This window comes from Sphingopyxis bauzanensis (assembly GCF_002205675.1).
Classification (GTDB): Bacteria; Pseudomonadota; Alphaproteobacteria; order Sphingomonadales; family Sphingomonadaceae; genus Sphingopyxis; species Sphingopyxis bauzanensis.
The window spans coordinates 312,227-334,791 of record NZ_NISK01000002.1 but is presented as its reverse complement, the minus strand read 5'-3'; the positions used below and the strand labels follow the sequence as shown (position 1 = coordinate 334,791).

21 protein-coding genes and 1 pseudogene are annotated in these 22,565 nt (G+C 61.1%); 14 read left to right on the top strand and 8 right to left on the bottom strand.

From position 1 onward, the window contains the following. Positions 1–306: 306 nt before the first annotated feature. From CDQ92_RS08185 to CDQ92_RS20780, 4 genes and pseudogenes are all read right to left on the bottom strand, one after another. On the bottom strand, positions 307–1,641 hold the full coding sequence (locus CDQ92_RS08185; protein ID WP_088441478.1) for an IS5 family transposase: 1,335 nt from the start codon (positions 1,639–1,641) through the stop codon (positions 307–309). A 678-nt stretch (positions 1,642–2,319) separates the two neighbouring features. Next, on the bottom strand, positions 2,320–2,883 hold the full coding sequence (locus tag CDQ92_RS08180) for a HEPN domain-containing protein (protein WP_237246118.1): 564 nt from the start codon (positions 2,881–2,883) through the stop codon (positions 2,320–2,322). Positions 2,884–3,147: 264 nt separating this feature from the next. Next, the gene (ltrA, locus tag CDQ92_RS08175) at positions 3,148–4,665 is read right to left on the bottom strand and encodes a group II intron reverse transcriptase/maturase (RefSeq protein WP_088440907.1); all 1,518 of its coding nucleotides are present in this window, start codon (positions 4,663–4,665) and stop codon (positions 3,148–3,150) included. A 613-nt stretch (positions 4,666–5,278) separates the two neighbouring features. Beyond that, a pseudogene (locus tag CDQ92_RS20780) lies at positions 5,279–5,437 on the bottom strand (nucleotidyltransferase); the annotation flags it as partial. A gap of 308 nt (positions 5,438–5,745) precedes the next feature. Between CDQ92_RS20780 and CDQ92_RS08170 the strand changes: the two are divergent. Then, a complete protein-coding gene (locus CDQ92_RS08170; protein WP_088440906.1) occupies positions 5,746–6,609 on the top strand; it encodes an FkbM family methyltransferase in 864 nt (287 codons plus the stop codon). A 132-nt stretch (positions 6,610–6,741) separates the two neighbouring features. Further along, positions 6,742–7,395, top strand: a complete 654-nt coding sequence (locus CDQ92_RS08165; protein ID WP_088440905.1) for a glycosyltransferase family 25 protein — start codon at positions 6,742–6,744, stop codon at positions 7,393–7,395. A 39-nt stretch (positions 7,396–7,434) separates the two neighbouring features. Here CDQ92_RS08165 and CDQ92_RS08160 read toward each other — a convergent pair whose 3' ends face one another. Next, positions 7,435–8,226 carry a DUF2569 family protein gene (locus tag CDQ92_RS08160; protein ID WP_088440904.1) on the bottom strand — a complete coding sequence of 264 codons (792 nt, stop codon included), beginning with the start codon at positions 8,224–8,226 and terminating at the stop codon, positions 7,435–7,437. 522 nt (positions 8,227–8,748) lie between these two features. Between CDQ92_RS08160 and CDQ92_RS08155 the strand changes: the two genes are divergently transcribed. The 11 genes from CDQ92_RS08155 to CDQ92_RS21095 all read left to right on the top strand — a co-directional run bounded on the left by CDQ92_RS08155 (position 8,749) and on the right by CDQ92_RS21095 (position 18,536). Beyond that, complete coding sequence (locus tag CDQ92_RS08155) at positions 8,749–8,925, top strand: Flp family type IVb pilin (protein ID WP_088441477.1); 177 nt, start codon at positions 8,749–8,751, stop codon at positions 8,923–8,925. 73 nt (positions 8,926–8,998) lie between these two features. Continuing rightward, positions 8,999–9,955, top strand: coding sequence for a Flp pilus assembly protein CpaB (gene cpaB, locus CDQ92_RS08150; protein WP_088440903.1), 957 nt, complete (start codon positions 8,999–9,001; stop codon positions 9,953–9,955). After that, positions 9,945–11,417: a type II and III secretion system protein family protein gene (locus CDQ92_RS08145; RefSeq protein WP_308423594.1), complete on the top strand. Its 1,473-nt coding sequence runs from the start codon at positions 9,945–9,947 to the stop codon at positions 11,415–11,417. Before cpaB ends, CDQ92_RS08145 begins: the two co-directional genes overlap by 11 nt. Further along, the gene (locus tag CDQ92_RS08140) at positions 11,407–11,670 is read left to right on the top strand and encodes a hypothetical protein (RefSeq protein WP_088440902.1); all 264 of its coding nucleotides are present in this window, start codon (positions 11,407–11,409) and stop codon (positions 11,668–11,670) included. The genes CDQ92_RS08145 and CDQ92_RS08140 overlap by 11 nt, the downstream gene beginning before the upstream one ends. 16 nt (positions 11,671–11,686) lie before the next feature. Continuing rightward, positions 11,687–12,877 (top strand): CpaE/TadZ family protein, encoded by a 1,191-nt coding sequence (locus tag CDQ92_RS08135; protein ID WP_144035719.1) that lies wholly within the window; start codon positions 11,687–11,689, stop codon positions 12,875–12,877. Between the two features lie 4 nt (positions 12,878–12,881). Continuing rightward, positions 12,882–14,264, top strand: a complete 1,383-nt coding sequence (locus tag CDQ92_RS08130) for a TadA family conjugal transfer-associated ATPase (protein WP_229667153.1) — start codon at positions 12,882–12,884, stop codon at positions 14,262–14,264. Position 14,265: 1 nt separating this feature from the next. Next, positions 14,266–15,267, top strand: coding sequence for a type II secretion system F family protein (locus tag CDQ92_RS08125; protein WP_088440900.1), 1,002 nt, complete (start codon positions 14,266–14,268; stop codon positions 15,265–15,267). Position 15,268: 1 nt separating this feature from the next. Next, on the top strand, positions 15,269–16,249 hold the full coding sequence (locus CDQ92_RS08120) for a type II secretion system F family protein (RefSeq protein WP_088440899.1): 981 nt from the start codon (positions 15,269–15,271) through the stop codon (positions 16,247–16,249). A 122-nt stretch (positions 16,250–16,371) separates the two neighbouring features. Continuing rightward, on the top strand, positions 16,372–17,154 hold the full coding sequence (locus tag CDQ92_RS08115) for a tetratricopeptide repeat protein (RefSeq protein WP_088440898.1): 783 nt from the start codon (positions 16,372–16,374) through the stop codon (positions 17,152–17,154). 94 nt (positions 17,155–17,248) lie between these two features. After that, positions 17,249–18,061, top strand: coding sequence for a tetratricopeptide repeat protein (locus tag CDQ92_RS08110; RefSeq protein WP_201792040.1), 813 nt, complete (start codon positions 17,249–17,251; stop codon positions 18,059–18,061). After that, on the top strand, positions 18,048–18,536 hold the full coding sequence (locus tag CDQ92_RS21095) for an A24 family peptidase (protein WP_158213798.1): 489 nt from the start codon (positions 18,048–18,050) through the stop codon (positions 18,534–18,536). Before CDQ92_RS08110 ends, CDQ92_RS21095 begins: the two co-directional genes overlap by 14 nt. 78 nt (positions 18,537–18,614) lie before the next feature. Here CDQ92_RS21095 and CDQ92_RS08100 read toward each other — a convergent pair whose 3' ends face one another. From CDQ92_RS08100 to CDQ92_RS08090, 3 genes are read right to left on the bottom strand one after another with little or no spacing between them, the layout of a single operon-like run. Beyond that, entirely contained in the window at positions 18,615–18,989 is a 375-nt protein-coding gene (locus CDQ92_RS08100; RefSeq protein ID WP_229667154.1) for a TadE/TadG family type IV pilus assembly protein, read from the bottom strand. A 50-nt stretch (positions 18,990–19,039) separates the two neighbouring features. Beyond that, positions 19,040–19,447: a TadE family protein gene (locus CDQ92_RS08095; protein ID WP_158213797.1), complete on the bottom strand. Its 408-nt coding sequence runs from the start codon at positions 19,445–19,447 to the stop codon at positions 19,040–19,042. A 37-nt stretch (positions 19,448–19,484) separates the two neighbouring features. Beyond that, positions 19,485–20,729: a pilus assembly protein TadG-related protein gene (locus tag CDQ92_RS08090; protein ID WP_144035717.1), complete on the bottom strand. Its 1,245-nt coding sequence runs from the start codon at positions 20,727–20,729 to the stop codon at positions 19,485–19,487. A gap of 1,000 nt (positions 20,730–21,729) precedes the next feature. Between CDQ92_RS08090 and CDQ92_RS21625 the strand changes: the two genes are divergently transcribed. Further along, positions 21,730–22,371, top strand: coding sequence for an Npun_F0296 family exosortase-dependent surface protein (locus tag CDQ92_RS21625; RefSeq protein ID WP_229667155.1), 642 nt, complete (start codon positions 21,730–21,732; stop codon positions 22,369–22,371). The last annotated feature ends 194 nt before the right edge of the window (positions 22,372–22,565 follow it).

The following is a 22,565-nucleotide window of genomic DNA, read 5'->3' as shown; positions in this document are numbered from 1 at the left end:
GTTCCTGAGGATGTACATGCCTGCGGGCGCCTGCGTGCTGCGGAGCATCTCTGCGGATGCGTGCCGCTGCGCGCACGGATCGAAGAAGCTAACCACATGTGTTTGATATATTTCTTAAGATGTTTGTCTGCAAGGCCTGGTGCCATGCAGCATTCCCCGCATGCTTCAATGCTCGCACGCCACTACGCAAGATTCAGTCAATAGAGCGTCGACGCCATATCCGCCGAGCCAGAGGTAGTCGTCTGTGAACAATGCGATGTGCCAGCAGTGACCAAGTAGGATTCCCCACTCTGCAGGGCATGGGTCTTAAATCGTTGCTGGGCGCGATCGGAGCTCGGCGAGCCATGCGGTAATCAGGGCACGCAAAAGCGCCGCCAGCCATGCGACCAGCAACCGCATATTGTGTCCGGCGGCCACCAGAATGGCGTTGACGGCATCGCCGGCGGCACCAGCCAGGTGATTGCGTTCGAGCAAGCCGTCGGATTTGGTATGACCGATGATCGGTTCGATGGCGTTTCGTCGCCGCAGCTCCCGCCTGATCGTGGGTGATGCAATGCCGCGGGTATGGGCAATATAGACCTTGGCCTTGCCGTTGTGCCGGTGCCCGCGATAGCCGCGATCGACATAGGCGCGTTCGACGGCGACACCGGTCAGCCGCTCGACCTGCTCGATCTGTCCGCTCAGCGTATGGCCGTCATAGGGACTGCCAGGAAGGGTCTGCATCCCGACAATGAACTGGCCGCCTGCGGTGCGCGCATTGGTCACCGCGATCGAGGTCTTGACCCCGAACTCGTATCGGGTCCGCGCCTTCCCCTTGGCGAGGCATTCGACTTCCGGGGCGTGGAAGGCATAAAGCTTGTGACCATCACCGGCCTTCTGCGCCAGGATCCGCGTCACTTTCTGGCGCGTATCGGCAAAGGCGGCCTCCAGCACCTCGTCCCCGGCGATCTTCCGGCCGATGTCACGATCAAGGCGGCCAAGCCATGTTCTCAGCTTGCGAACCCAGCGCATTGCTTGGCTGTGGCCGCGGCCATGGATGAGGCGCGACACATCGCGCTTTGCCTGCCGGCCAACCCTGATGAAGGACTGGCGCAGCTTGATGCCGTGCTTTTTCGCCAGCGCATTGAGCCGCTCGATCGCGCGCATCAGCAGATGACTGTCGGTCGGATGCGCGACCGCCTTGGTCTGCACCGTCGTATCCACCGTGACGCGCTCCATCGCCCGCTCGCTCGTCGCTTGCGTGCGGACGGCAACGGCGAGGGTTTCGGCAAGCAGCAGTTCCAGCGCCTCAGCACCGATCCGGCCCCGCCAGCGCGTCATCGACGAACGATCGAGCACCAGCCTGTGGCAAAAATACTGCTCGCCGCAAAAATACTGGAAATAAGGGTTCTCCACCCAGCGCTTGCACACCACCTCGTCCGACAGGCCTTCCATGTGCTTGAGCAAGTGCAGCCCCGCCATCAATCGTGTCGGCAGGCCCGGCCGGCCCTTACTGGTGTAGAACCGCCCATAAGCCTCGTCGAAGCGTGACCAGTCAATCATCCCGGCCAGCTTCACCAGCGAATGCTCCATGTCGATCATGTTGACCAGTTGCATCCGGAACAGGTCGTCGTCGCGCAATTTCGGCTTTTTCGGGGGCATCTCGAAATCCTCGGCTTCTCGTCGAACCGATTGAATCATAGCGCCACCGCAAGGGCAATATTCTACGTGCAACCCCACACCAAATCACAAGACTTTTGCACCAAAGCGACCAAAACCTTGCAAATCGGAATACTTGATCTGAGCTAAAACACACGCATCTCCGCGGGGTTCAGCGTTTTTCACGGGCGACGAGGTAGCGCAATCGGGCGGATGCTGGACATCCCGGCCCAGCAACATCGCGGTTGCAGCCTGGATATCAGCCGGAAGCGAGAGGCGGACTCTGGCCCGGGCGCGCTGCAAGTTCGGCGATGCGTTCGGAGCATATCGCGTGAACGGCGCGACCCAGTTCCTCAACACAGCCGCCAAGCCAAAGACGTTCTTGTTCGGTGATACGGTAATGCTTCGATTATGCCGAGCGGCCCACTATGCCGAGTGGGCGCGCGAACGCTCTGGTTTCCAACAACTTTGCGGTGACTGGCTCGGCATAGTTTTACGCTGCTCCTCTGCACTCATTGCAGAGGAGGAAGCTATGACGCTGGATGATTTTTTGAACGGCAGCTGGACGATCCGCGAATTGCGGGCGGGGCCATTCAGGGACTGCCTCGACCTGTATACGGCCCGGCTGCGCAAAGACGGCTACCCTTTCTCGACGCGCTGTAGCCAGCAGCTGCTGAGCGATCAGAGGTCGGCCTTCTGCCGGAGCCCATCGAGCCATTCGCGCGACACCGTCTCGACCGTGTCGCGCAACATGGACACCGCTGACTTGATCGCCTGCAGATCGTCGCTACCGATGTCGTACGCAGCCGAGTAGCGAGCCTCGACATATGCGCGTTTCGCCAGTTCGAAGCGCCGGCGGTCGAGCTTCGTCGCCCGCGGCCAGGCGTCGACGAGCCGCGGGTCACGGTCCTCGGCCAGCGAGCGCAAGAACTTCAGATTATGCGAACGCGGGACATACTGGCTGCGCACCAGAAGGAAGCAGGTGTAGGCACGTTCCGCAGCTTGATGCAGCGTGAAGGCGGCGTCGTTAAACTTTCGCTTCTCGATGCAAAAGTCCGCGATCTCGAGCGCATCGTTCACCTTCGCAGACCAGTCCGCAAAATAACCGCTGGCCATTTCATAGGCATCAGATGCCGTCAGCGGCATCGGCGTGGTCAGTTCACTGCCGGGCAGGTCGTAAAGGACGATGCCATCGCGCGCGATGTCGACCCAAAAATATTCGCCGCGCTTCAACCCGCGGTTCACTTCCTCGAGCGTGTGGACGATGATGTTGACGGGCCGCGCGATCTCCGCATCGCGCAGAATCTTATCCTCGGCGACATACCAATATTCGGCAATATCGGTGAGATTGGCGTGGCTGACGATGATCAGCAGATCATAATCCGACTGATAGCCATACTCGGGCTCGTCGACCCAATCGCCGCGCGGTAAAATAGGCGACCAGCGCCGTACCGCCTCTCAGCGGTCGGTTTCTGATCGCCTTTTCCCGAACCGGGCATGCGCCTTTCGTTACGCATCCGGCTCTCCGGAAGACATGGCAAAGTCAGGCTGACCCATCCAACAATATCGGAACCGGCGCACCGAGGTCCACGCGAGCATGTACTGCTCATCGGGACCCTCGCGCCAGAGCCGACGTGTCGGGCGGCGTTGACTGCGAAGATAATGGTCTCGCAGTATGACGCCTCCCGGCGTTTTGGGACGTTGCCGCCGCAACCAGATCCAGAGCCGTTTGCCGACATACCAGTCTATGCTGGTAAAGACACGCCCGGCCCGGGCGCAGTAGCGGTAGTAGTTCGCCCACCCACGCAGGATTGGGTTGATCTCTTGGAGCTTTTCGCCAAAGCTGCACCAGCTGTTGTTTCTGGTGCTTTGTTTGACCTTGCGACGTAGGTCGGCGGCTTTGGATTTAGGTATCTCGACGCGCGGGCTGTAGCCGTAGCGTCTGTCCCACTTCATTCCGACATGGAAGCCGAGGAACTCGAACCCATCCTTAACCGCGGTGACCCGCGTCTTTTCTGCCGACAGTTCAAGGCCTGTCGCCTCGCGAAGATGGTCTGCCAGAGCGGATTGCTCCGCCATGGCGTCTTCCTTCGTGCCCGAGACGAGGACCACAAAGTCGTCGGCATAACGCACGGGGTAAAAGACGCAGCGACCGGCTTTACCGTCTCGCTGCCGCGCCCCGCGCGCCGCCGCCATCCCATCACACCGGCGATGGGCCCGGATCTTGGTGCGGTGTTCAACCCACCGTTCATACCGTTCCTCAATCGCGCTAAGCGCAATGTTGGACAGCAGTGGTGATATGATCCCGCCTTGAGGCGTGCCGGATTTTGTGCGGAAGAACTGTTCTTCCGACATCACTCCGACCTTCAGGAACTGCCCGATCAACCGCGTTACCCGTCGATCCGATACGCGAGCGCGCACCCGATCCATCAGGAGATGGTGGTTGATATTGTCGAAGCAGCCCTTGATGTCGCCCTCAATGACCCATGGATATGGCAGTCGGGTCCGGTGACCATCCGCGTCCCGCTTGCGCGGCTGGATGGTCGCCCGGATATTCTCCAAGGCGCCATGCGCGCTCCGCCCGGGCCTGAACCCGTAAGAGACATGCCAGAACTGCGCCTCGAAGATTGGCTCCAAGAAAGTCTTGATCGCGCTTTGAACGACGCGATCCTTGACCGTAGGTATGCCCAGGGGTCGGAACTGCCCTGGTTTTCCGGCTTTCGGGATCAGCTTGCGTTTCGCCGGACTGGGCCGATATGCGCCGGAGCGCAGCTCGTCCTGTAGCCCTTTGATGTACCGCAGTTCCCCCTGTTTCCGGATGCGCCCTACAGTCATCCCGTCGACGCCCGCCGTGCGCCCTCCCTTGTTGGAGGATACGCGCCGCCAGGCATGGTGCAGCGTCCGGAGGTCGGTTATCCAACCCCACATGTCGCGCCACCTGTCTTCAGGATGTGCCTTACTCCACTGATAAAGTTTGCGCTGAACGCCGAGTATCCAAGCCTCATCAGCCTGACGATCCGTGTCCACAGATCATTCCTCCGTCATGCAAGCCTATCGTCTTCCTGCTTCCCTTCGCCATGTGAGCGGCTTTCCCGCCCTCAGACTACTACGAAAGCTCCGCCCCCGGTGTCATCCATCTCCGGCCGTCGCGGCTAGCCCGGTTCCGTACCGGGCAGATGATCCAGGTTCCCGTGTTCCGATTTCCAACCTTTGTGCCCTTAGGTGGTGAGCTCTACCCCTGACGATGCAGAAGAAAGGCCAAAGAGAGTCGTCCTTTCCCGAGCACGCTTCGCGTGCCCAGCAGCGAGGAGCCATGAACCCCGCCGCGTCAGATCGTTAGGCCCCCGTCGCCATCACGACATTTGGAGGCGAGGTACGGTAAATACAGAGGCGTCCAGCACCCACTTCGTTGCCTCACCATAGACACTGCGGTAGCACGACCTGCGGCTGATGGGCCGCATCCGTTACATTTAAGACCGATCTGCTTATGACACCCCGCCGGCGACGCCCGGCCGAGCTTTTCGGTCCCCTTCCGACTGCTACTCTCTGCAGCGGGGCGACATCGCAGTCGCCGGTCGGAAATCAGCATGCTTGGGTGGTTATCTAACTCATAATAACCTCCCGCGCCTCACGGCGCACCATAGCTGCCGTAGAGGATGATCTTGACGATCCGGCCCTTCTTCTTCCAACTCATGGTACCCAGCGCGAGCGCGTCTTCGAACTCCTCGATGATGATCTGCTTCACACGCTCGAGTTCGCGCTGCTTGTTCGCTGGAAGATGATCGAGGTCGGTTTTCATGCTGGAAGCGCCCTGTCGAGACGACGGCAAATTGGCAAGGTCGAAGCACCGTTAGCGGCGCCAGAATTCCCACCGCCTCCGGTTCATTTTATCGACTGTCTGCGCGATGATGCTCAGGATTTAGATCATCGCCTGCTCAATCTCGGGCACGCTGACGCCATGGCGCTTGGCCGCCAAAAGCAAGATCTCGGCGATCTGGACCGGGCAAACATTCTTGTGATCAGATCGCGATGGATGGCGCGCGTCTCCCGGCGGACGCCGTGCATAAGGCGAATGACAATAATTTCAGGCGGTGGTAGCGAACAGTCATGCCCAAGCTCCATCAGCGCGCCGCTCATTTTGTTCTCAAACGGCTGGGGTTCTTCAATCGCAGCTATCGCGAACGCGCCTTTGGCCGCAATTTTGTCGTGCCGATCATTAATGGCCGGAAAACCTATATTTCCGAGCATTGGATGGCTGAAATGATCGCGCACCTGTTCGAGGTCGCGCCGGGCGCCTTCATCGACGTTGGCGTGAACCTTGGCCAGACGCTGTTGAAGGTCGCCGCCGCCGACCCGTCGCGGCGCTACATTGGCTTTGAGCCCAACCCGGCTTGCGCCGATTATGCCGTCGAACTCATCCGTGCGAACAAGTTGACCTATACGCTAATTCCAGCGGGGCTCAGTTCAAAGGCCGGTGTGGCGCAACTCCAATTTTATCGCCAGGAGGACACCGACCCTTCGGCCAGTCTAGTCGCAGGCTTTCGCGACAATCAGGTGGCAAGCAAAGCCGTGGTCGTTCTCTCGCTCGCGGAGCTGCCCGAGGAGCTGGTTCCCGACGAGGTAGCGATCGTGAAGATCGATGTCGAGGGCGGCGAGGCTGATGTCCTCGAGGGGATCAAGCCGCTGTTGCGCAAGCAGCGCCCTTTTGTGCTCGTCGAAATCCTGCCCGCCTACACCGCGGACAATTGGACCAGGATCGAGCGCCAGCAGCAGATCGAGCGAACGCTGAGCGAAGCCGATTACAAGATGTTCCGGATCCGGCGCGACGCGGGGGAGCGATTTCGGGCGATCGAGGCGATCACCACGATCGGTATTCAGGATGATCTCGCGCTCAGCGACTATCTGATGGTCCCCAGCGAACGGATAGGGTTGCTGGCGGTGCTCGGCGAAAGGTTCCACGGCAAGGACTGAGCTGACCGGCGGTCGCAGCGGCATTGTTCTCGGCTCGGGCTTTTGGTAGCGACGCGGGGCTGGCGCGCGCGTTCCTTGCCCGCCATGATCGCTATCAGATAATCCTGTTCGCAGCTCCCGCGGAGGAAGCCGATGAAAATATTTGACCATTTCGACCGCATTCGGGTCATCAATCTGACCTACAGGTCCGATCGCCGCCGCGAAATGGACCGCGAGCTGGCGGCCGTCGGTCTCAATGACGACCCCCGTGTTGCCTATTTCGCGGCGATCCGTCCGGGCGATACCGGTGATTTTACCTCGATCGGCGCGCGCGGCGTTTATGAGAGCCAGAAGGCGATCTTGCGCGAAGCCGTGGCGGCGAAGGAGTCCGTGCTGATTCTGGAGGATGATTGCAGTTTCGTTCGGGGGACGGCGGATCGTCAGGTCGCGCCGGGATGGGATATCTTCTATGGCGGCTATACCGCCGCATCGCCTGACAATCTGCACGCCAGCGACATTCAGGGTGCGCATATGATGGGCTTTTCGCAGCAAGGCGCGCAGCGCGTCAGCGCATACCTCGAGCAGCTGCACTACGAGGGCATCCATCCGCCGATCGACGCCGCCTATGTCTGGTACCGCCGCGCGAACCCCGACGTCGTGACCGAATTTGCCGTGCCGCCGCTCGGCGAGCAGCGATCATCGCGCAGCGATATTGCCGATCTCAAATGGTTTGACCGCTCGCCGCTGACGCGCGGCGGCGCCAATGCGCTGCGCCGGTTGCGCCGGATGGTGGCCAAGCTGGGGTAATGATGGCGGCGGATTCTGCTTGCGGCCCGACCTTCGGCGTCAGGCCGACTGGCGCCAGCGGTAGGTGACGTTTACCCGTTCCGAGAGCAGCAGGTACGGCAGCCAGATCGCGATGCTGATCGCCGCTTTCTTGAGGTTGCTATCGAGCAAAGGCGCGATCGAGGCGGCGACGCTGGCGGGCAGGAATGGCGCGCCGCCGACATAGTTGGCGACCAGGACCTGCGATGCCACGTCCAGCCCCCAGGTCAGTAGCAGCATCCGGGGGAAAAAGGGATGGCGGCGCAGAGCCATGAAGAAACATAGCGTATAGAGAAAGTTCATCGCGATCAGGTCGGTCGCCATCGCCATATAGATCATCTGGCCCCATTGCGGTGCCGATCCGGTCATCGCGGGGACCGCGGTCATGAATTCCGCGGTGCGGATCGGGACGTTCAGCAACATGCCGATCAACAGCGACGCCATGATCCCTACCGGGCCAAAGGCGGGGTGGTCGCGCGCCGACAGGGCGTTCAGGGGACGCCAGCTGCCCAGCCGGGCCAGCCGGATTTCTGGCTGCGCGAATTCGGTGCCGCGCGGGAATAGAGCGTTGGCGGCCCAATAAGCGAGAAAGGGGCTGGTCAGGATCAGCATGTGCGGGACGTACAGTATCAGCGCGTCGACAATCCCGGCGGCCGGGGTGACCGGAAAGGCGATGCGGAGCAAGCAGGCAGCGGCGACGACGATGGTCCAGCCGAGCAGCAGCAGCCGCGATTTGTCCTCCAGCGGCGCGACAAAACGGACGCTCTGCCGAAACAGCCGGGTCTTCATTGCGTCGAAGCGGGTACCCACCATTGTCCACCTATTCGTTGTTATGGCCGATAAGTAAAGCCGACATGGTTAATAAATCATTGGCGGCCATCGGGTTCCCGGCATTGGCGCGCGGAATTGTCCCGTGACGGGGCGCGTCGGCGCGTGCGGCGGCAGGGACGCGGAGGAGGCCGCCGCCTTGTTAACCGAATCTGTCAAGCAATTCCGTCGCGGTAACAGACTGTTACGCGGCATTGCGAATCACGCATAAATCGATCGGCAGTAAAACCGAAATTGCGGCTATTCGCATCATGGTTAACAAAAAATAACCAATAAGGCCTTGTTTAATTGTGTTAATTTTGTGTTGACGAGGGGGGCGAAAAGGCGTTGAATCATGGTCGTTCCATGTGGGGGGCCGCATTGACAGGTAGAACCGGCACTAGCCGGATAAAACACCGGGTCGCGTCGGTTCCATTGCTCCTTCCACAGGACTGTCTGACCATCTCCATGGGGGGGATTGGTCCGGCAAACCGCCTTTCTCGGTTGGCGGATCAAAGGAGAATGATCATGAAGAATTTTTTGAAAAATTTCGTGCGTGACGAAAGCGGCGCTTCGGCTGCTGAATATGCCCTGATCCTCGCGATCGTAGGCACCGGCATTGCCTTGGCAGCTACCAACCTTGGTACCGCCATCGGTGCAGCGATGGATCGTGCAACCGCCGATATTGCTGCGACGAACCCCTAATAATTGTCTTGTGGTTGGGGGGCGTTGGCGAAAACCGCCATTGCCTCCCAATTCATACCTTTGGGGGGGCGTTATGTTTGTGGGGCGAAACAAAATTGTTGTAGGGGTGGCACTCGTAATAGGGCTGCTCGTCGTGTTCTTAGCTAATAGCTTTTTCCGCGGGGTTGAGCAGCGAGAGCAGCGAAAATCGGAACAGCTCCAATTGGTTCAGGTTCTCGTGGCGTCGCAGCCGCTGGAATTTGGCGCCGTTCTAACCGCTCAGAATACGAAACTAGTTGGCTGGCCCGCGGGGTCGCTCCCGGAAGGCGCCTTCAGAACCTCGATCGGCGTCGTCAACAATCCCAAGGGGCCGCGCGTCGCGCTACGGCCGCTAGTGGTCGGCGAACCCATATTGGCTTCCAATATCAGCGGTGCTGATGGCCGCGCCAGCATCTCGGCGCTGCTGCCCGACGGCATGCGCGCCGTGGCGGTTGGCATTGACGCCGTATCGGGCGTTGGCGGCATGGTGTCGCCCGGCGATGTCGTCGACGTACTGGTGACCCGGGAAATGGGCGGGCAGGATGCCAACGACAAGGACCAGATGACCGACATCGTGCTCGAAAAGATTCGCGTCATCGCGATCGACCAGGTCGCCGATAACAAGGCGACCGATCCCAAGGTTGCCAAGACCGCCACTCTCGAGGTGGACGCAGTCGGCGCGCAAAAGATCGCGCTGGCGCAAGAGGTCGGCACCGTCTCGCTCGCGCTGCGCAATGTCACCAGTGTCGAAGATGGCGCCAATATGACCGTCACCCAACAGGATCTGGGCAGCGGCTGGCGCTCGGCGCCATCGCGCCGCGCGCAAAACGCATCGCCTGGCCTCGCGGGATTGCCACCCGGCTTTTTCAGCGAGGCGCCGATGGGCGCCCCGCGCTATGCCGCACCGCGGCCTTCCACCCCCGCGGCGCCGCCGCGCCCCGCCGGTCCGACGGTAGAAATCGTCCGCGGCACCGCCCCGACAACTTACGAGGTCAAACGTCATGGTTCGTGATGTCCCCACCCTTGCGCTGCGCCGGATCGCCTGTTCGATCGCGCTGCCGCTGGCGCTTGTCACCGCGATGCCCGCGGCGCAGGCCCAATCGGGCTATGACGGCGGCGTCCGCGCGGGTCAGCTCGACGTCCCGCTGAACAAGAGCCAGACCGTCACACTCGACCGCCCGTTCGGCCGCGCGATGATCGGGTCCGAAGAAATCGCCGACATCATGCCGATTTCCGACCGCTCGATCTACGTCCTCGGCAAAAAACTGGGGGCGACCAGCCTGACCGTTTACGACAAGGGCGGCCGCGTCATGGCGATCATGGACATTGCCGTCGGTCCCGATGTCCTGTCGCTGCGCCGCCAGCTGGGCGAACTGATGCCGGGCGAAAATATCAGCGCGCGCATCGCGAATGATGCGGTCGTACTGTCGGGCGTCGTCAGCAGCGCCGCTGCCGCCCAGAATGCGGTGCAGATCGCCACTACCTATGCCGGCGAAAAAGTCGTCAACATGATGGGTATCGGGTCGAGCCAGCAGGTGATGCTGGAGGTGCGTTTTTCCGAAATCAGCCGCCAAACCGGCAAGGAGATCGGCGTCAGCGGCTTTTTCCGCAACGGGTCGGGCAGCTTTGACGGTGTGACCGGCGCGGGCGCATCGCTGACACCCGGCGCAGGCACCGGCGAAGGCGTGCTGCGCCTTTCGTCGATCACCGACAGTTTCGGAATTTTCCGCAAAAGCTTTAGCCTCGGCGGACTCGATATTTTGGGCGTGCTCGACAGTCTCGAGGACAAGGGGCTGGCCAAGACGCTGGCCGAACCGACGCTCGTCGCGCTGTCGGGCGAGAAGGCCAGCTTCCTCGCCGGCGGCGAATTTCCGATCCCGGTCGTTCAGGGCGGCGGTGGCGTTGGCGGGGCAGGCGGCGCCAGCATCACCATCGAATTCAAGCCGTTCGGGGTCAGCCTGGGCTTTACGCCCACGATCTTGGCCGATGGCGTCATCAACATGATTGTCGAGCCCGAAGTCAGCTCGATCGATCCGCAAAACTCGATCATCCTGAACGACATCACCATCCCGGGGCTCCAGACCCGCCGCGCTTCGACCACGCTCGAACTGCGCGACGGCGAATCCTTTGCAATCGCCGGGCTGATCCGTCAGGATTTCCGGACGACCGTGAAACAGGTGCCGCTGCTCGGGTCGATCCCGATCATCGGATCGCTGTTCCGTTCTTCGGGGTTCCAGCGCGGCGAAACCGAACTGCTGATCGTCGTCACCCCGCGGTTGGTCCAACCGATCAAGCCAAACCAGGTGGTGCTGCCGACCGAGCGGGTCGGCGATCCGACCGAGCTGGACCTGTTCCTGCTCGGTCGCACCGACAATGCCGTCCCGGCAATCCCCGGCGTCCAGCAACAGATGAAGGCTCCCGCCGCGTCGGGCGCGACCAGCACGCCCAAGGAGGGAACCGGCTATGAATATTGATCGTCGCCTGATGACAGCCCTGGCGCTTGCCGGTCTTGCCAGCGGTTGTACGCCGACCGATGCCACCTTTGGCAATGCGGTGCGTCAGACCATGGCCGCGCAGGTTGTCAATCCCGACCCGCAATATGACACCGCCATTCCGTCCACCGAGGCGGCAAAGGCGGGCGCGGCGGTCGATCGGTATCGGAACGACAAGGTTAAGCAGCCCGACACGATCCGCACCACCGACACCAAGACCGGCTCGCCGCAGTAAGACGGAAGGCGACAGCGTGGGCAAGAACATGGACATAACTAACCCCGCCAATCCAGGGTTTCTCCGCTTGAGTTGCAAGATCAAACTGCTGATTTCCGAAGAGGCATTTGCCCGCTCGGCCATGGCGCACGAAGAATACTCGTCGCTGGCGTTTGAACTGGTGCATGTCGATGCCGGGGAATTGATCACCGCCGACATGGTCGGCGACGCCGAAGTGCTCGTAGTCGAGCTGCGCGGCGACGAGCCGCAATCGATGCAGCGATTGACCGGGCTGCGCACCCGCTTTCCCGGCCTGCCGCTGGTCGTCGCGATGCGCGACGCCGATTTCGCGACGACCCGCGCACTGATCCGCCAAGGCGTCCAGGACGTGATCGCGCTGCCGGTGCAACGTGCCGAATTTGACGATGTCGTCAACAACCTGCTCGCGCTGTCGGCCAAGGCGACCGATACTGACGGCGATCTGGCACCCGTCATCGCGATTGCGCAAAGCGTCGGCGGCATCGGTGCCACCACCGTGGCGACACATCTGGCCTATTCCTTGGGCGCCAACAGCCCGCGCGGTTGCTGCCTGATCGATCTTGATCTGCAATTCGGCAACGCGGCCTCCTATCTCGGGCGTACCACGACCCTCACCATGGAGCATCTGCTCGAGGCTGGTGATCGCGTCGACGGCGAGCTGCTGCGCAGCGTTGCCGCGCTGGGCGACGATGGGGTCGCGGTCATTGCCGCGCCCGAAAAGATCGCGCCGCTCGAAGCGATCGACGCCGACCGCCTGATGCGCGTCATCGAACTCGCCCGGCGCCAATATGACCATGTCATCCTGGACCTGCCCGGCAACTGGGCCAACTGGACCTTGTCGGCGATCGACAAGGCCGACCTGATCCTCCTGGTCGTCGACCTGTCGATCGGCAGTTTGCGCCAGGCGCGGCGGCGGCTTACCTTGTTCGAGGACACCGGCATCGGCGCCGACCGCATTCGCGTTGTCGCCAATCGGATCGAAAAACGCATGTTCCGCACCATCGGCGTAAACGAAGCCGCCGATGCGCTCCATTATCCGGTCTTTGCGTCGATCCACAGCGACTATGCCGTCGTGCAATCGGCGCAGGACCAAGGGGTGTTGGTCGGGTCGGTCGCGCGCAAGAATAAAGTCGCAACCGACCTCGCGGCGCTGTCCGACCTTGTCATCGCGGCTCTGGGCAAGGTGTAATTTCATGTGGCAGCTGCAAAAACAGAAGCAGGCCAAGGCCAATGCCGAAGCATCTGAGGCTGGCGCCGCCCCCGTTGGCGAAATGGCGCAGGCGGGCGCCGAGAGCACGCGCAGCGCCGCATTGCTCTCGCTGAAGGTTCAGGTCCACCGCGAACTGCTCGACGAGATCAATCTCGCCCAGCTCGACAAGATGTCGCGCGCTCAGATCGAGACCGAAGCGGGCGATGTGATCGCCAATATCCTCGGCCGTCATCAGATGGCGCTGACCGCCGCCGAACGGCGCCTGCTGGTCAGCGATGTCCTCGACGAACTGCTCGGTCTCGGGCCGCTCGAACCGTTGCTGCAGGATGGCACGATCACCGACATTCTCGTCAACGGCCACGATACGGTTTTTGTCGAACGCATGGGCGTGCTCGAGAAGGTCGCCACGCGCTTCAAGGACGAGCGCCACCTGTTCCGCATTATCCAGAAGATCGCCAGCGGCGTCGGTCGCCGGATCGATGAATCCTCGCCCTTCGTCGACGCGCGCCTGCCCGACGGTTCGCGCGTCAACGCGATCGCCCCACCGCTTGCCCTCGACGGGTCGCTACTGTCGATCCGCAAATTTTCGCATATTCCGATCAACATGGCCAAGCTCGTAGAGTTCGGCAGTGTCCCCGTCGCTATCGCAGAAGTGTTGCAGGGTGTCGTCGCTGCGCGGCGTAACATCTTGATTTCGGGTGGTACGGGGTCCGGCAAGACGACCCTGCTGAACGCTGTGTCATCCTACATCGACGAACGCGAGCGCATCGTGACGATCGAGGACTCGGCCGAATTGCAACTGCAACAGGCGCATGTCGCACGGCTCGAAACTCGCCCCGCCAATATCGAGGGCAAGGGCGAAGTGACCCAGCGCGATCTGGTCAAGAACGCGCTGCGCATGCGCCCCGACCGCATCATCATCGGCGAAGTTCGCGCCGGCGAGGCGTTCGACATGCTGCAGGCGATGAACACCGGCCATGACGGTTCGATGACCACCGTCCACGCCAACACCGCGCGCGATGCGCTCGCCCGCGTCGAGCAGATGATCAGCATGAGCGGCATCGAAATGTCCCCGCGCGCCGCGCGCGCTCAGATCGCCTCGGCGATCAATGTCGTTGTCCAGATCGGCCGCTTGTCCGACGGTAGGCGCCGCTTGCTCAGCCTGTCTGAAATTACCGGCATGGAAGGCGAAATCGTCACCATGCAGGATATCTTCATTTTCCGCATGAGCGGCCGCGATGCCGACAACCGCGTCATCGGCCATTTCGAGGCCACCGGGATTCGCCCCAAATTCCTCGATACATTGCAATCTCATGGCATCGAGCTGTCGCCCGACTTGTTCCGGCCCGACCGTCCCGTGAACTGACATGAACGACAGCATCCTTCGACTGCTGACCATGGTAGCGCTTTTCGCGTTTGTGGTGCTCGTCGCCCAGCTGATCGGCAGCGCGATCGCCGACCGGCGCAGCAAGAGCCGCGCCGTCAACGAGCGGCTGCGGATGATCGAGGCAGGCGTCGACCGCGAAATTGTTGCCAGCCGTCTTCGCAAGGACGTCCCGCGCGATATCCCGGGCGCCCCCGAATGGATGTCCAGGGCGGTCCGGGCATTTCATCGCAACTTGACCGCTGCCAACATCCGCCGCTCGGTTTTTGAAGTCTTGGGTTTCATGGCGCTCGCGGCCGCCGGCGTTACGGCAGTCGTCCTCATCCTGGTCACGACCGCCGGCACCGCGATCACCTTGGGCGTGACCCAGCTTGCCGTCGCCATGGGCGTCGTCGTCGGCATCCTGCTCCCCTGGATGTTCATCGGCCGCCGCGCCGAGGCGCGCCGCCGCCGCATGGAAAGCCAGTTTCCCGTTTCTCTCGACGTTTTTGTTCGCGGCTTGCGCGCGGGTCATCCGATCCCCGCGGCGCTGAACTTGCTGGTGGAGGAAATGCCCGACCCCGTTGGGACCGAATTCGGGATCGTCAGCGACGAAATCGCCTTCGGCTTTGGCCTGCGCGATGCCTTGCAGCGCATGGCCGACCGCTGGGGGCTTACCGACATCGACATGTTCGTCGTGTCGGTGTCCGTGCAGATGGAGACTGGCGGCAATCTGGCCGAGATTCTCGAGAATCTGGGACGCGTCATCCGCGAGCGCGCGAGCATGTTCATGAAAGTGCGTGCCTTAAGCTCCGAAGGCCGCATGACCGCTTTGATACTGACGGTGCTCCCGATTCTGGCTTTTGCCGGTCTTTTTGCCGCGCGTCCCGAATTCTATCTCGAAGTGGCGGGCGACCGCATTTTCGCGATCGGGTTTATGGGGCTGCTAACTCTATATACGATCGGCTTCTTCTGGATCCGCCGCATGGTCGATCTGAAGGTGTGACATGATTGAACTGATCGCCTTGACGCCGTTGATGCGCTGGACCGTCCTGCTGCTGCTCTTTGCCCTCGTCTCGGGACTCGCCTTTCTTCTGCTCCGCTCGCTGACCAACCGCCGCCTAGTCCTTGATCGGCTTGATGCGCAGTCGCGCGAGGCGATGGCGTCTGAAAGCGCGGCGGCGCGGCTGACCATGGCCAACGTCCGCGCCAGCGCCTGGTCGCGGTTGACCGATCGCATCGAACGCGGCGGCCTGTCGCTCGGCGATTCCGATCCCAAGGCCTTGCAGCGCAAGATGCTGGCCGCCGGCTATCGCTCGCCCGCCGCGCCCAAGATCTTCACCCTGGTTCGCATCATTCTGATCGTCGTGCTGCCGCTCGCCATCCTCTTGCCGCAGCTGCTTTCAAGCGAACCGCCCTCGCTGCTCAGCCTCTATCTTCAAGGCGCCGGCTTTGCGGTCATGGGACTGGTGCTGCCCAATCTCTTCATTACCGCTAAGGCCGATCGGCGCCGCCAGGAAGTCGTCAACGGTTTCCCCGACTGTCTCGATCTCATGCTCGTCTGCGTTGAGGCCGGCATGGGTCTCGAAGCCGCACTTGACCGCGTTGCTCGCGAAATGACCACCTCCCATCCACTCGTCGCTGAGACATTGTTGCAGACGACGCTCGAACTACGCGCCGGTGCCAGCCGCGAAGAAGCGCTACGCGCCATGGCGGAACGTTCGGGCGTGGACGAGATCCGCGCCTTTGCGACCTTGCTCATCCAGTCGGACAAGCTAGGATCGAGCATCGCGACGACGCTCCGCGTTTATGCCACGGAAATGCGCGAAAAACGTCGGATGCGCGCCGAAGAAAAAGCGCATCGACTGCCGGTGCTGATTTCGATTCCGCTCGTTGCCTGCATGTTGCCGGTGATGATCGGGGTGCTGATGTTGCCTGCAGCGATCCGCGTCATCCGGCAGGTCGCACCGGCGCTGGGAGGAGGCTGATCATGCAGCGGCGTACCTTGTCTTATGTCGTGGTGACGGCAGCCGCCCTGGCTAGTTGTTCCGTTGGACCGCAATTCCGCGCGGGCTTGCCTGCTGTCAGGAGCGTGCCGGTTTTGGCAGGTTTGGCACCGGCGGAATCGCTTGCACGCGCCCGGACCTATCTCGCTTCGCGGCAATATGGGCTCGCCATCGAATTGTTTCGGGCGGCCGGCAAGGACCAGGCCCTCGAACTCGACAGCCTCAACGGACTGGCCATCGCCTATGACGCGATCGGCCGCGCGGATCTCGCCCAGCGCTACTTCGAGAAAGCGCTCGCGCTGCGCGGTGATGATCCGCGCACCCGCCGTAATCTTGCCGCCTTTTACGGCGCCTCGGGCCAGCCACAGAAAAAGGCCGCGCTGCTCGCCGACGCCGCGCCGCAAGCGCCAGCCGAACCGCCTCTGGTGCTCGCAGATCGCTCCGGGGAGAGCCCGCTGCGCGACATATCCTTCGCGCCGACTGATGCGCGAGACCGTATTGCGCTCGATCTGCGCGGCGCGAGCCCCCTCGGTGGCGCGTTCCGGCCGCTCATCGTCAAGGCCGCCTATGCGGCGCCTGCAGTCGCTGAAGCCGGTGCATCGGCGTCGAACACATCGATCGTCTGCCTCGCCGACAGCGAGGCGCCCGCCGGGCAGGGCGGCGGTGAGAGTGTGGCGCTCTTTCGGATCAATATCGGCGAGGTGTTTGTTGCGAGCCAGCCCGCGGGATCCTCATGCAATATTGCCCTTTTACTTCCTTCGGGCCTCAAACCCGAGACCATAAGCAACAAGGAGTATCTGGGCTTCGTCGCAGCTTATCTCGACCGCCTGAATCATGCTTATCATATGGCCGAGCTCACCATGCCGACAAAGCTGGCGGCCACTTGATCCGATGGCAACTCGGGGGGCTATTCCGGCCTTGATGCTCATGGCGGTCGTAGGAGCTCTTGTTCCGCAGTCATCTATTGCCCAACACGCCGAAGTGCCAGTTGAGTTTGCCGATGCGCCGACCGCACCTCTAGCAGACGGTCTGGTTGCGCTCGATCAGGCGCTGGCCGGCGGACGGCTCGTCGAAGCAAAAGATCTGCTCGATCGTCTTGAGGCTGAGGGCACCGATCGCGACCCGAGACTGACGTTGCTGCGCGCCGAATGGTTGATCGCCGTCGGTCGCGCCGCGGACGCTTTGCCGTTGCTCGCCGTGATCGACAGCAAAGTGACAATGCGGTGTCGTGTCGTAGCTGCCACAACCATGGCGCTGCTTGATACTGCTGCACTGGACGATGCCGACTTGTTGCTCGCGCGAGAAGAACAGCCTTGCAGCGGCGAACCCGTATACTGGCGCGGCCTCGGGCGACTGCATCTTGCGCGCACGCGTCCCGCCGAGGCAGTTGCTGCGCTGCGCCGCGCTACCGCGCTGGAACCGGCGAATGACGAGGTCCAGGGCGAACTCGCGGTGGCGCTGCTCGCGCTTGGCGATGCGGGCGATGCCGTGCAGCTGCTCGCGGCTCTTACCCGGCGCGATCCCGCCCGCGCCGATATTCGTATCAATCTCGACTATGCCCACGGCATGCTCGGGCAGCGGCCATCGCGCGCTGTCGGAGACGACGACATGTTCTGGAGCAGGCGCCTTCAATATGCCGGGCTTGGCGCGCGGCGCGCCGATCGGGTGCGCCTCGCCGAAGCGATGCTCGGGCAGGCAATTCTCGTTAGGCCGCGCCACGATGCCGAGCTTTGGCGGCAATATGACGAGATCAATGGTATCAACGCGAAAAGGTCAACGCTTGTTAGCAATTGATGTCGCTTATGTTGGTCTTTTGGTTCTGGCGGCATTCTCGGATGCCCGCCGGTTCATCATTCCCAATATTCTACCACTTGGATTGCTGTTGCTCGGCATCCTTGCCTGGTTTGTTGGTTTTCCGTTCAGCGGGCCGCTTTGGTCGTATATTCTCCACTTCGCGGTCGCGCTCGGCGTCGGCATGTTGATGTTTCACTTCGGCTGGTTCGGCGGCGGCGACGTCAAGCTTTATGCCGCGGTCGCCTTTTGGTTCGACTTTTCCGAAGGTCTGTTTCTTTTGCTGATCACCTCGCTGAGCGGCGCGACCATTGTCTTGCTCTCGATTTTGTTCCGGTTGCTGAGAACCGCATTTGGATCGACGCCGACTGACAAGGGCAGTTGGCGCAAACGGCGGATCGCCTATGGCCTCGCCATCGCGGCAGGGGGCATCATAGCTCTACTTTCGACATATCCATTGCCAAGTACGGGGGTTTGAACGAAACCGTGTCGGCCCCGCGGCGGAGAGTGTCGCGATCTCGCTTTACATTCGAAAAGTCGAGGTGATCGTCAGTCTTTAGATGGTTGGTGTAGCCGCGCGGCAAGCATTCGCCGTCAACGTCACGTTGAGTGGCACAATTGGAACGATGGCCTGGAATTGATATGTCGCCGTCACTCGCCTGCCGCATGCAGGCGAAGATGCTTCAAAATTCGAGGCTGTGAGGCTGTCGACACCGGCATTGTTCGCGGCGGTAGCAGCATAGCTTTCGACATTGGCTTGGGTGCTACAAGGCCGGGTTGTCAGCTCTTCGCGATCTAGCGCGTAGCAACGTGCAGCATTCTCCACCACCGATTGCATTGTATTACGCATCCACATTGCGCGTCCAAATTCGATGATACCAAAACTGAATACGAGCAGCAGCGGGACAACCATCGCGAATTCGGCGGCCATGGCTCCGCACCGCGATGCGTGCAGACGGCGAAGTGAGGCCAGACACTTGTTCATGATATGCGAACTTTTGCGGTCGCAGAGAGCGTCACGGGATCGAACCAGATCGGCGTATAAGTCGCACTCACGGGTACCGACACATAGTCGCCTGATACCAAACTGCCGCCGCAGGGCTGAACCGTCGCGCCCGACGCATCGAGACAACCAGTTTCCTTTACTGGCTCGCCAGGCGTGACCGCGAGCCCAGTCGCACTGGCAACCGCTGCCTTGATCTCAACCGGCGCGAAGCTTTGGGCGGCATTTACCAGCGCGTAATTCGCCCCCGCTCGTGCCGCTGCTTGTACTTCCATTTTGGTCCATGCCATGCGGCCAACGTCAATAACGCCGATTAGAAGCGCGACCATGATTGGCAGAAGCAACGCGAACTCGGCGGCGCCAGCGCCCGTTTCGCGGCGAAGCAAATCGCAAGCAAATGACGGTATGACGTTGCGCATCGGCTCACTCCATCAGCGCGACGGTGGAACCGCCAGGGCTGCGAATACCAGCGCCGGGACAATTGTGATGCATATTAGCATTCCCGGTAATTTCAATTTTGTTTGCAACAAGTTGCGTGCATTTCGTGTTGTCAAAGCTGCCCAAGAATTTCATCGCTCTATTGGGGAAATATAGCGCCCCCGTGGTGCGGAAGGTCGTATTGCCATTGAACGTCATCACCGATGATGAACTTGTAAGGCTCATGATAGCAATGCCAGCATAAGCGCCAGTGGCCGGTGCAGTAATATTTATCACCGGGCTTCCATTGGTTGAAAAAACGTTGTTTCCGGTTGAAAGTAAAATTATTGTGACTCCGCTCGGAGCATTAAGAGTCCCACTGACCGACAAAGTATTAGCATAATATACCCCGGGACTGAGGTTTACCGTGTTTGATATATTGAGGGCGCAATAATAGTTAGGCGTAAGGTTAAAATTGTTCGCGGGACTATTATTCGCTGTCGTGCACGAGCCTGGAGGCGATACCGTGACATCGGCATAGGGATCGACCACAGGCGAGCGCCCGGTTGCATTAACCGCGCCCAACAAGTCGCCACTTCCTTGTACCCTGTGATCGCCAACCGCATAAGTGGAAGCGCGAATCGTGCAGCTTCCGCCACAGACCAATGCCTGCGATGAATTCGAGTTTGAAAAGACGTTGCAGCCTGGACTGTCGATCACGCCGCTGCCCCAGACTCTCACGGTGTCCGATTCGGTGGTATTCAGGCCTATGATGCAGGCATTTCCGCCGGATGCCCCGCCCGCGACCGCGCGAGCGTTAACGGTCGCGGTCCCGCCAAACAAATAGCCCGCAAGCCATGTCGCCTGCGGCTCCGTCACGGTCACCTCCCAATACCCGGCGTCGCCTGCGAACTGGCCGGCAGTCGGCGGATTCGAGACCGCCACTGCCACCCCGTTGACGGGGTCGTGGCTGAAACCCATGCTGGCAGTTATTGCCCGCGCGTCGCTCGTTACGTTTGCCAAGTCGTTGCCGGCCTTGGACGATACCGCGGCGGAATAAGCCGCTTGATCGGCAGCGCCCTGCGCCTGCCTCTTCTGTACGTTCCAGATGCCGACATCGACGGCCAATGCGCCCATGCCGACGAGTACCGGCAACGATATGGCGAAAATGGCGGCGGTCGCCCCTCGCTGGTCAAAAATCATGCGCTTTGCGGTCGGCGTCAGGCGCCGTCGGTCGTTCCCACTTCGCATGCGGCCCTCCTTGAAAAGAATCACGCTGCGACCCGTGGCAGAAGCTAGGCGATAGTTAGTGTTACATCAACTAAAGAAACGGCGCATTTGCGCGGCTTGTGGCGTAAAATGGGACGCTTTTGACTGGCTTGGTAGGGACGTTTCGACAGGCGTCGTACCCTGCCGCGGGGTCGGGGCCGTCGGAGTGGTGATCTGCCGTGTCTGGGGTGGGGCGCACCGTTGCGGAATTTATGGCATATTTCCAGTTATATGGCCCTGTCATGCGGCTCGACAGCCTATAAGGCAGGCCATTGGTGTTCAATTGCACCGTTGCCGTGAGTGCCGTCCCGTCGTCGTCATTATCGATCCAGCTGTGCCTGGTGGGGGCGGCTGAACCTTTTTGTCCCCGCCGCGGTGTCGCAAAGGTAAATATGCAACACTGGTTGCTAGCGGCGCCGGTCGGCGATCGAGAACGACTCGCCAAACGACTCGCCATCCGTAAGTCTTGCCTTCGGTACGGCTCGACTGGATCGCCCTATGTCCTGTCGCCGCGCCCGACCGCTATCGCCCGAGAAATCTGGGCATGATGCCGGCCCATGACCGTGCGTGCTGCCGTCCGGCTCCGTTTACGAAATGGTGGGCGGAAGTGCCGAAACAGGACGGCATAAAATTCGGGCTTTTGCAGCGCGGCGTTTCGGCTATTCCCGCTGGGCGACCCGAACGGATAGCTCCGTTCATTCTCACTGAGGCGGCCCAATGGCCGCCTTTTTTTTAACTTCTGTTTTAGAGCGAACCGCAGCGACGGCTGCCGGCTGTTCGGTGCCATTGATGTGGCATCAGCCAGCCTTCGCGCCGTTTCGCTCGCTTGGCGTTGGGCTGCGAGTCCAAAAATGAGACAAATTGAAACATTTAGGACTCGCCATCTGCGCCGAAGTGGTTAAAAATTACTTACTAATAACGCAACAGGGCGAGTCGCACGGCCTGTCACCCACTACAATTTGGAGATGAGACGATGCGCACAATGATGATTAAATTGGTTCTTGCCTCGGCCGCTGCCATGGCGCTTCCGGCAGCTGCTCACGCGGCGGTCACCATCGGCTCGGTTACGCCGGGCACTTCCCCGTACTCGGGTCCGACGCCGACAATTGATTTCGAAAGCCCCGCTCCGGTTTCCGGGGGCCTGGTGACCACTGGCAATCTCAATGGCGTTCGTGCCCAGCCGTTTGGCAGCACCGGTAATTACTGGACGGTCGGGCCGAGCGACGGGTCGCCGGGGGTGATGGATCTGTCGTCGTTCGGAGATATCCTCAACATCAGCTTCCTCTGGGGCTCGGTTGATTCCTACAACTTCATCGACTTCCTCGATGGCGACGACAACGTGATTGCTACCTTCAGCGGTTCGGACATCTTCAATCCGGCCAATGGCGACCAGACCAATCCCAACCTGAATCCGGTTGTGCGCTTCGATGTCACTGGCGAGCATGTGGCTTCGCTGACGTCGCTCCGCCTGCGTTCAACCAGCAATGCGTTCGAAACCGACAATTTCGCAATCAACGCCGTGCCGGAACCGGCAACCTGGGCGATGATGCTGCTCGGGTTCGGCGCGATCGGCTTCGGTATGCGTCGCCGCCGTTCGGACACGGTCCGCGTTCGCTTCGCCTGATCGCAAAGCATCATGACAAGACAAGGGGCGGCCGATTGGCCGCCTCTTTTTGTCAGTGGTATCGAGAAGGCCCGATCCTGCGGCTATGCCGCGCGTTACAGCAGGCGCTAGGCCCGGTGCTGCAAATTTAAGGTCGTCGGAAACCTAGGATGTCTCATTGAAAATAGCGCTCTTCGGCGGTCAGCAGGGTAGAG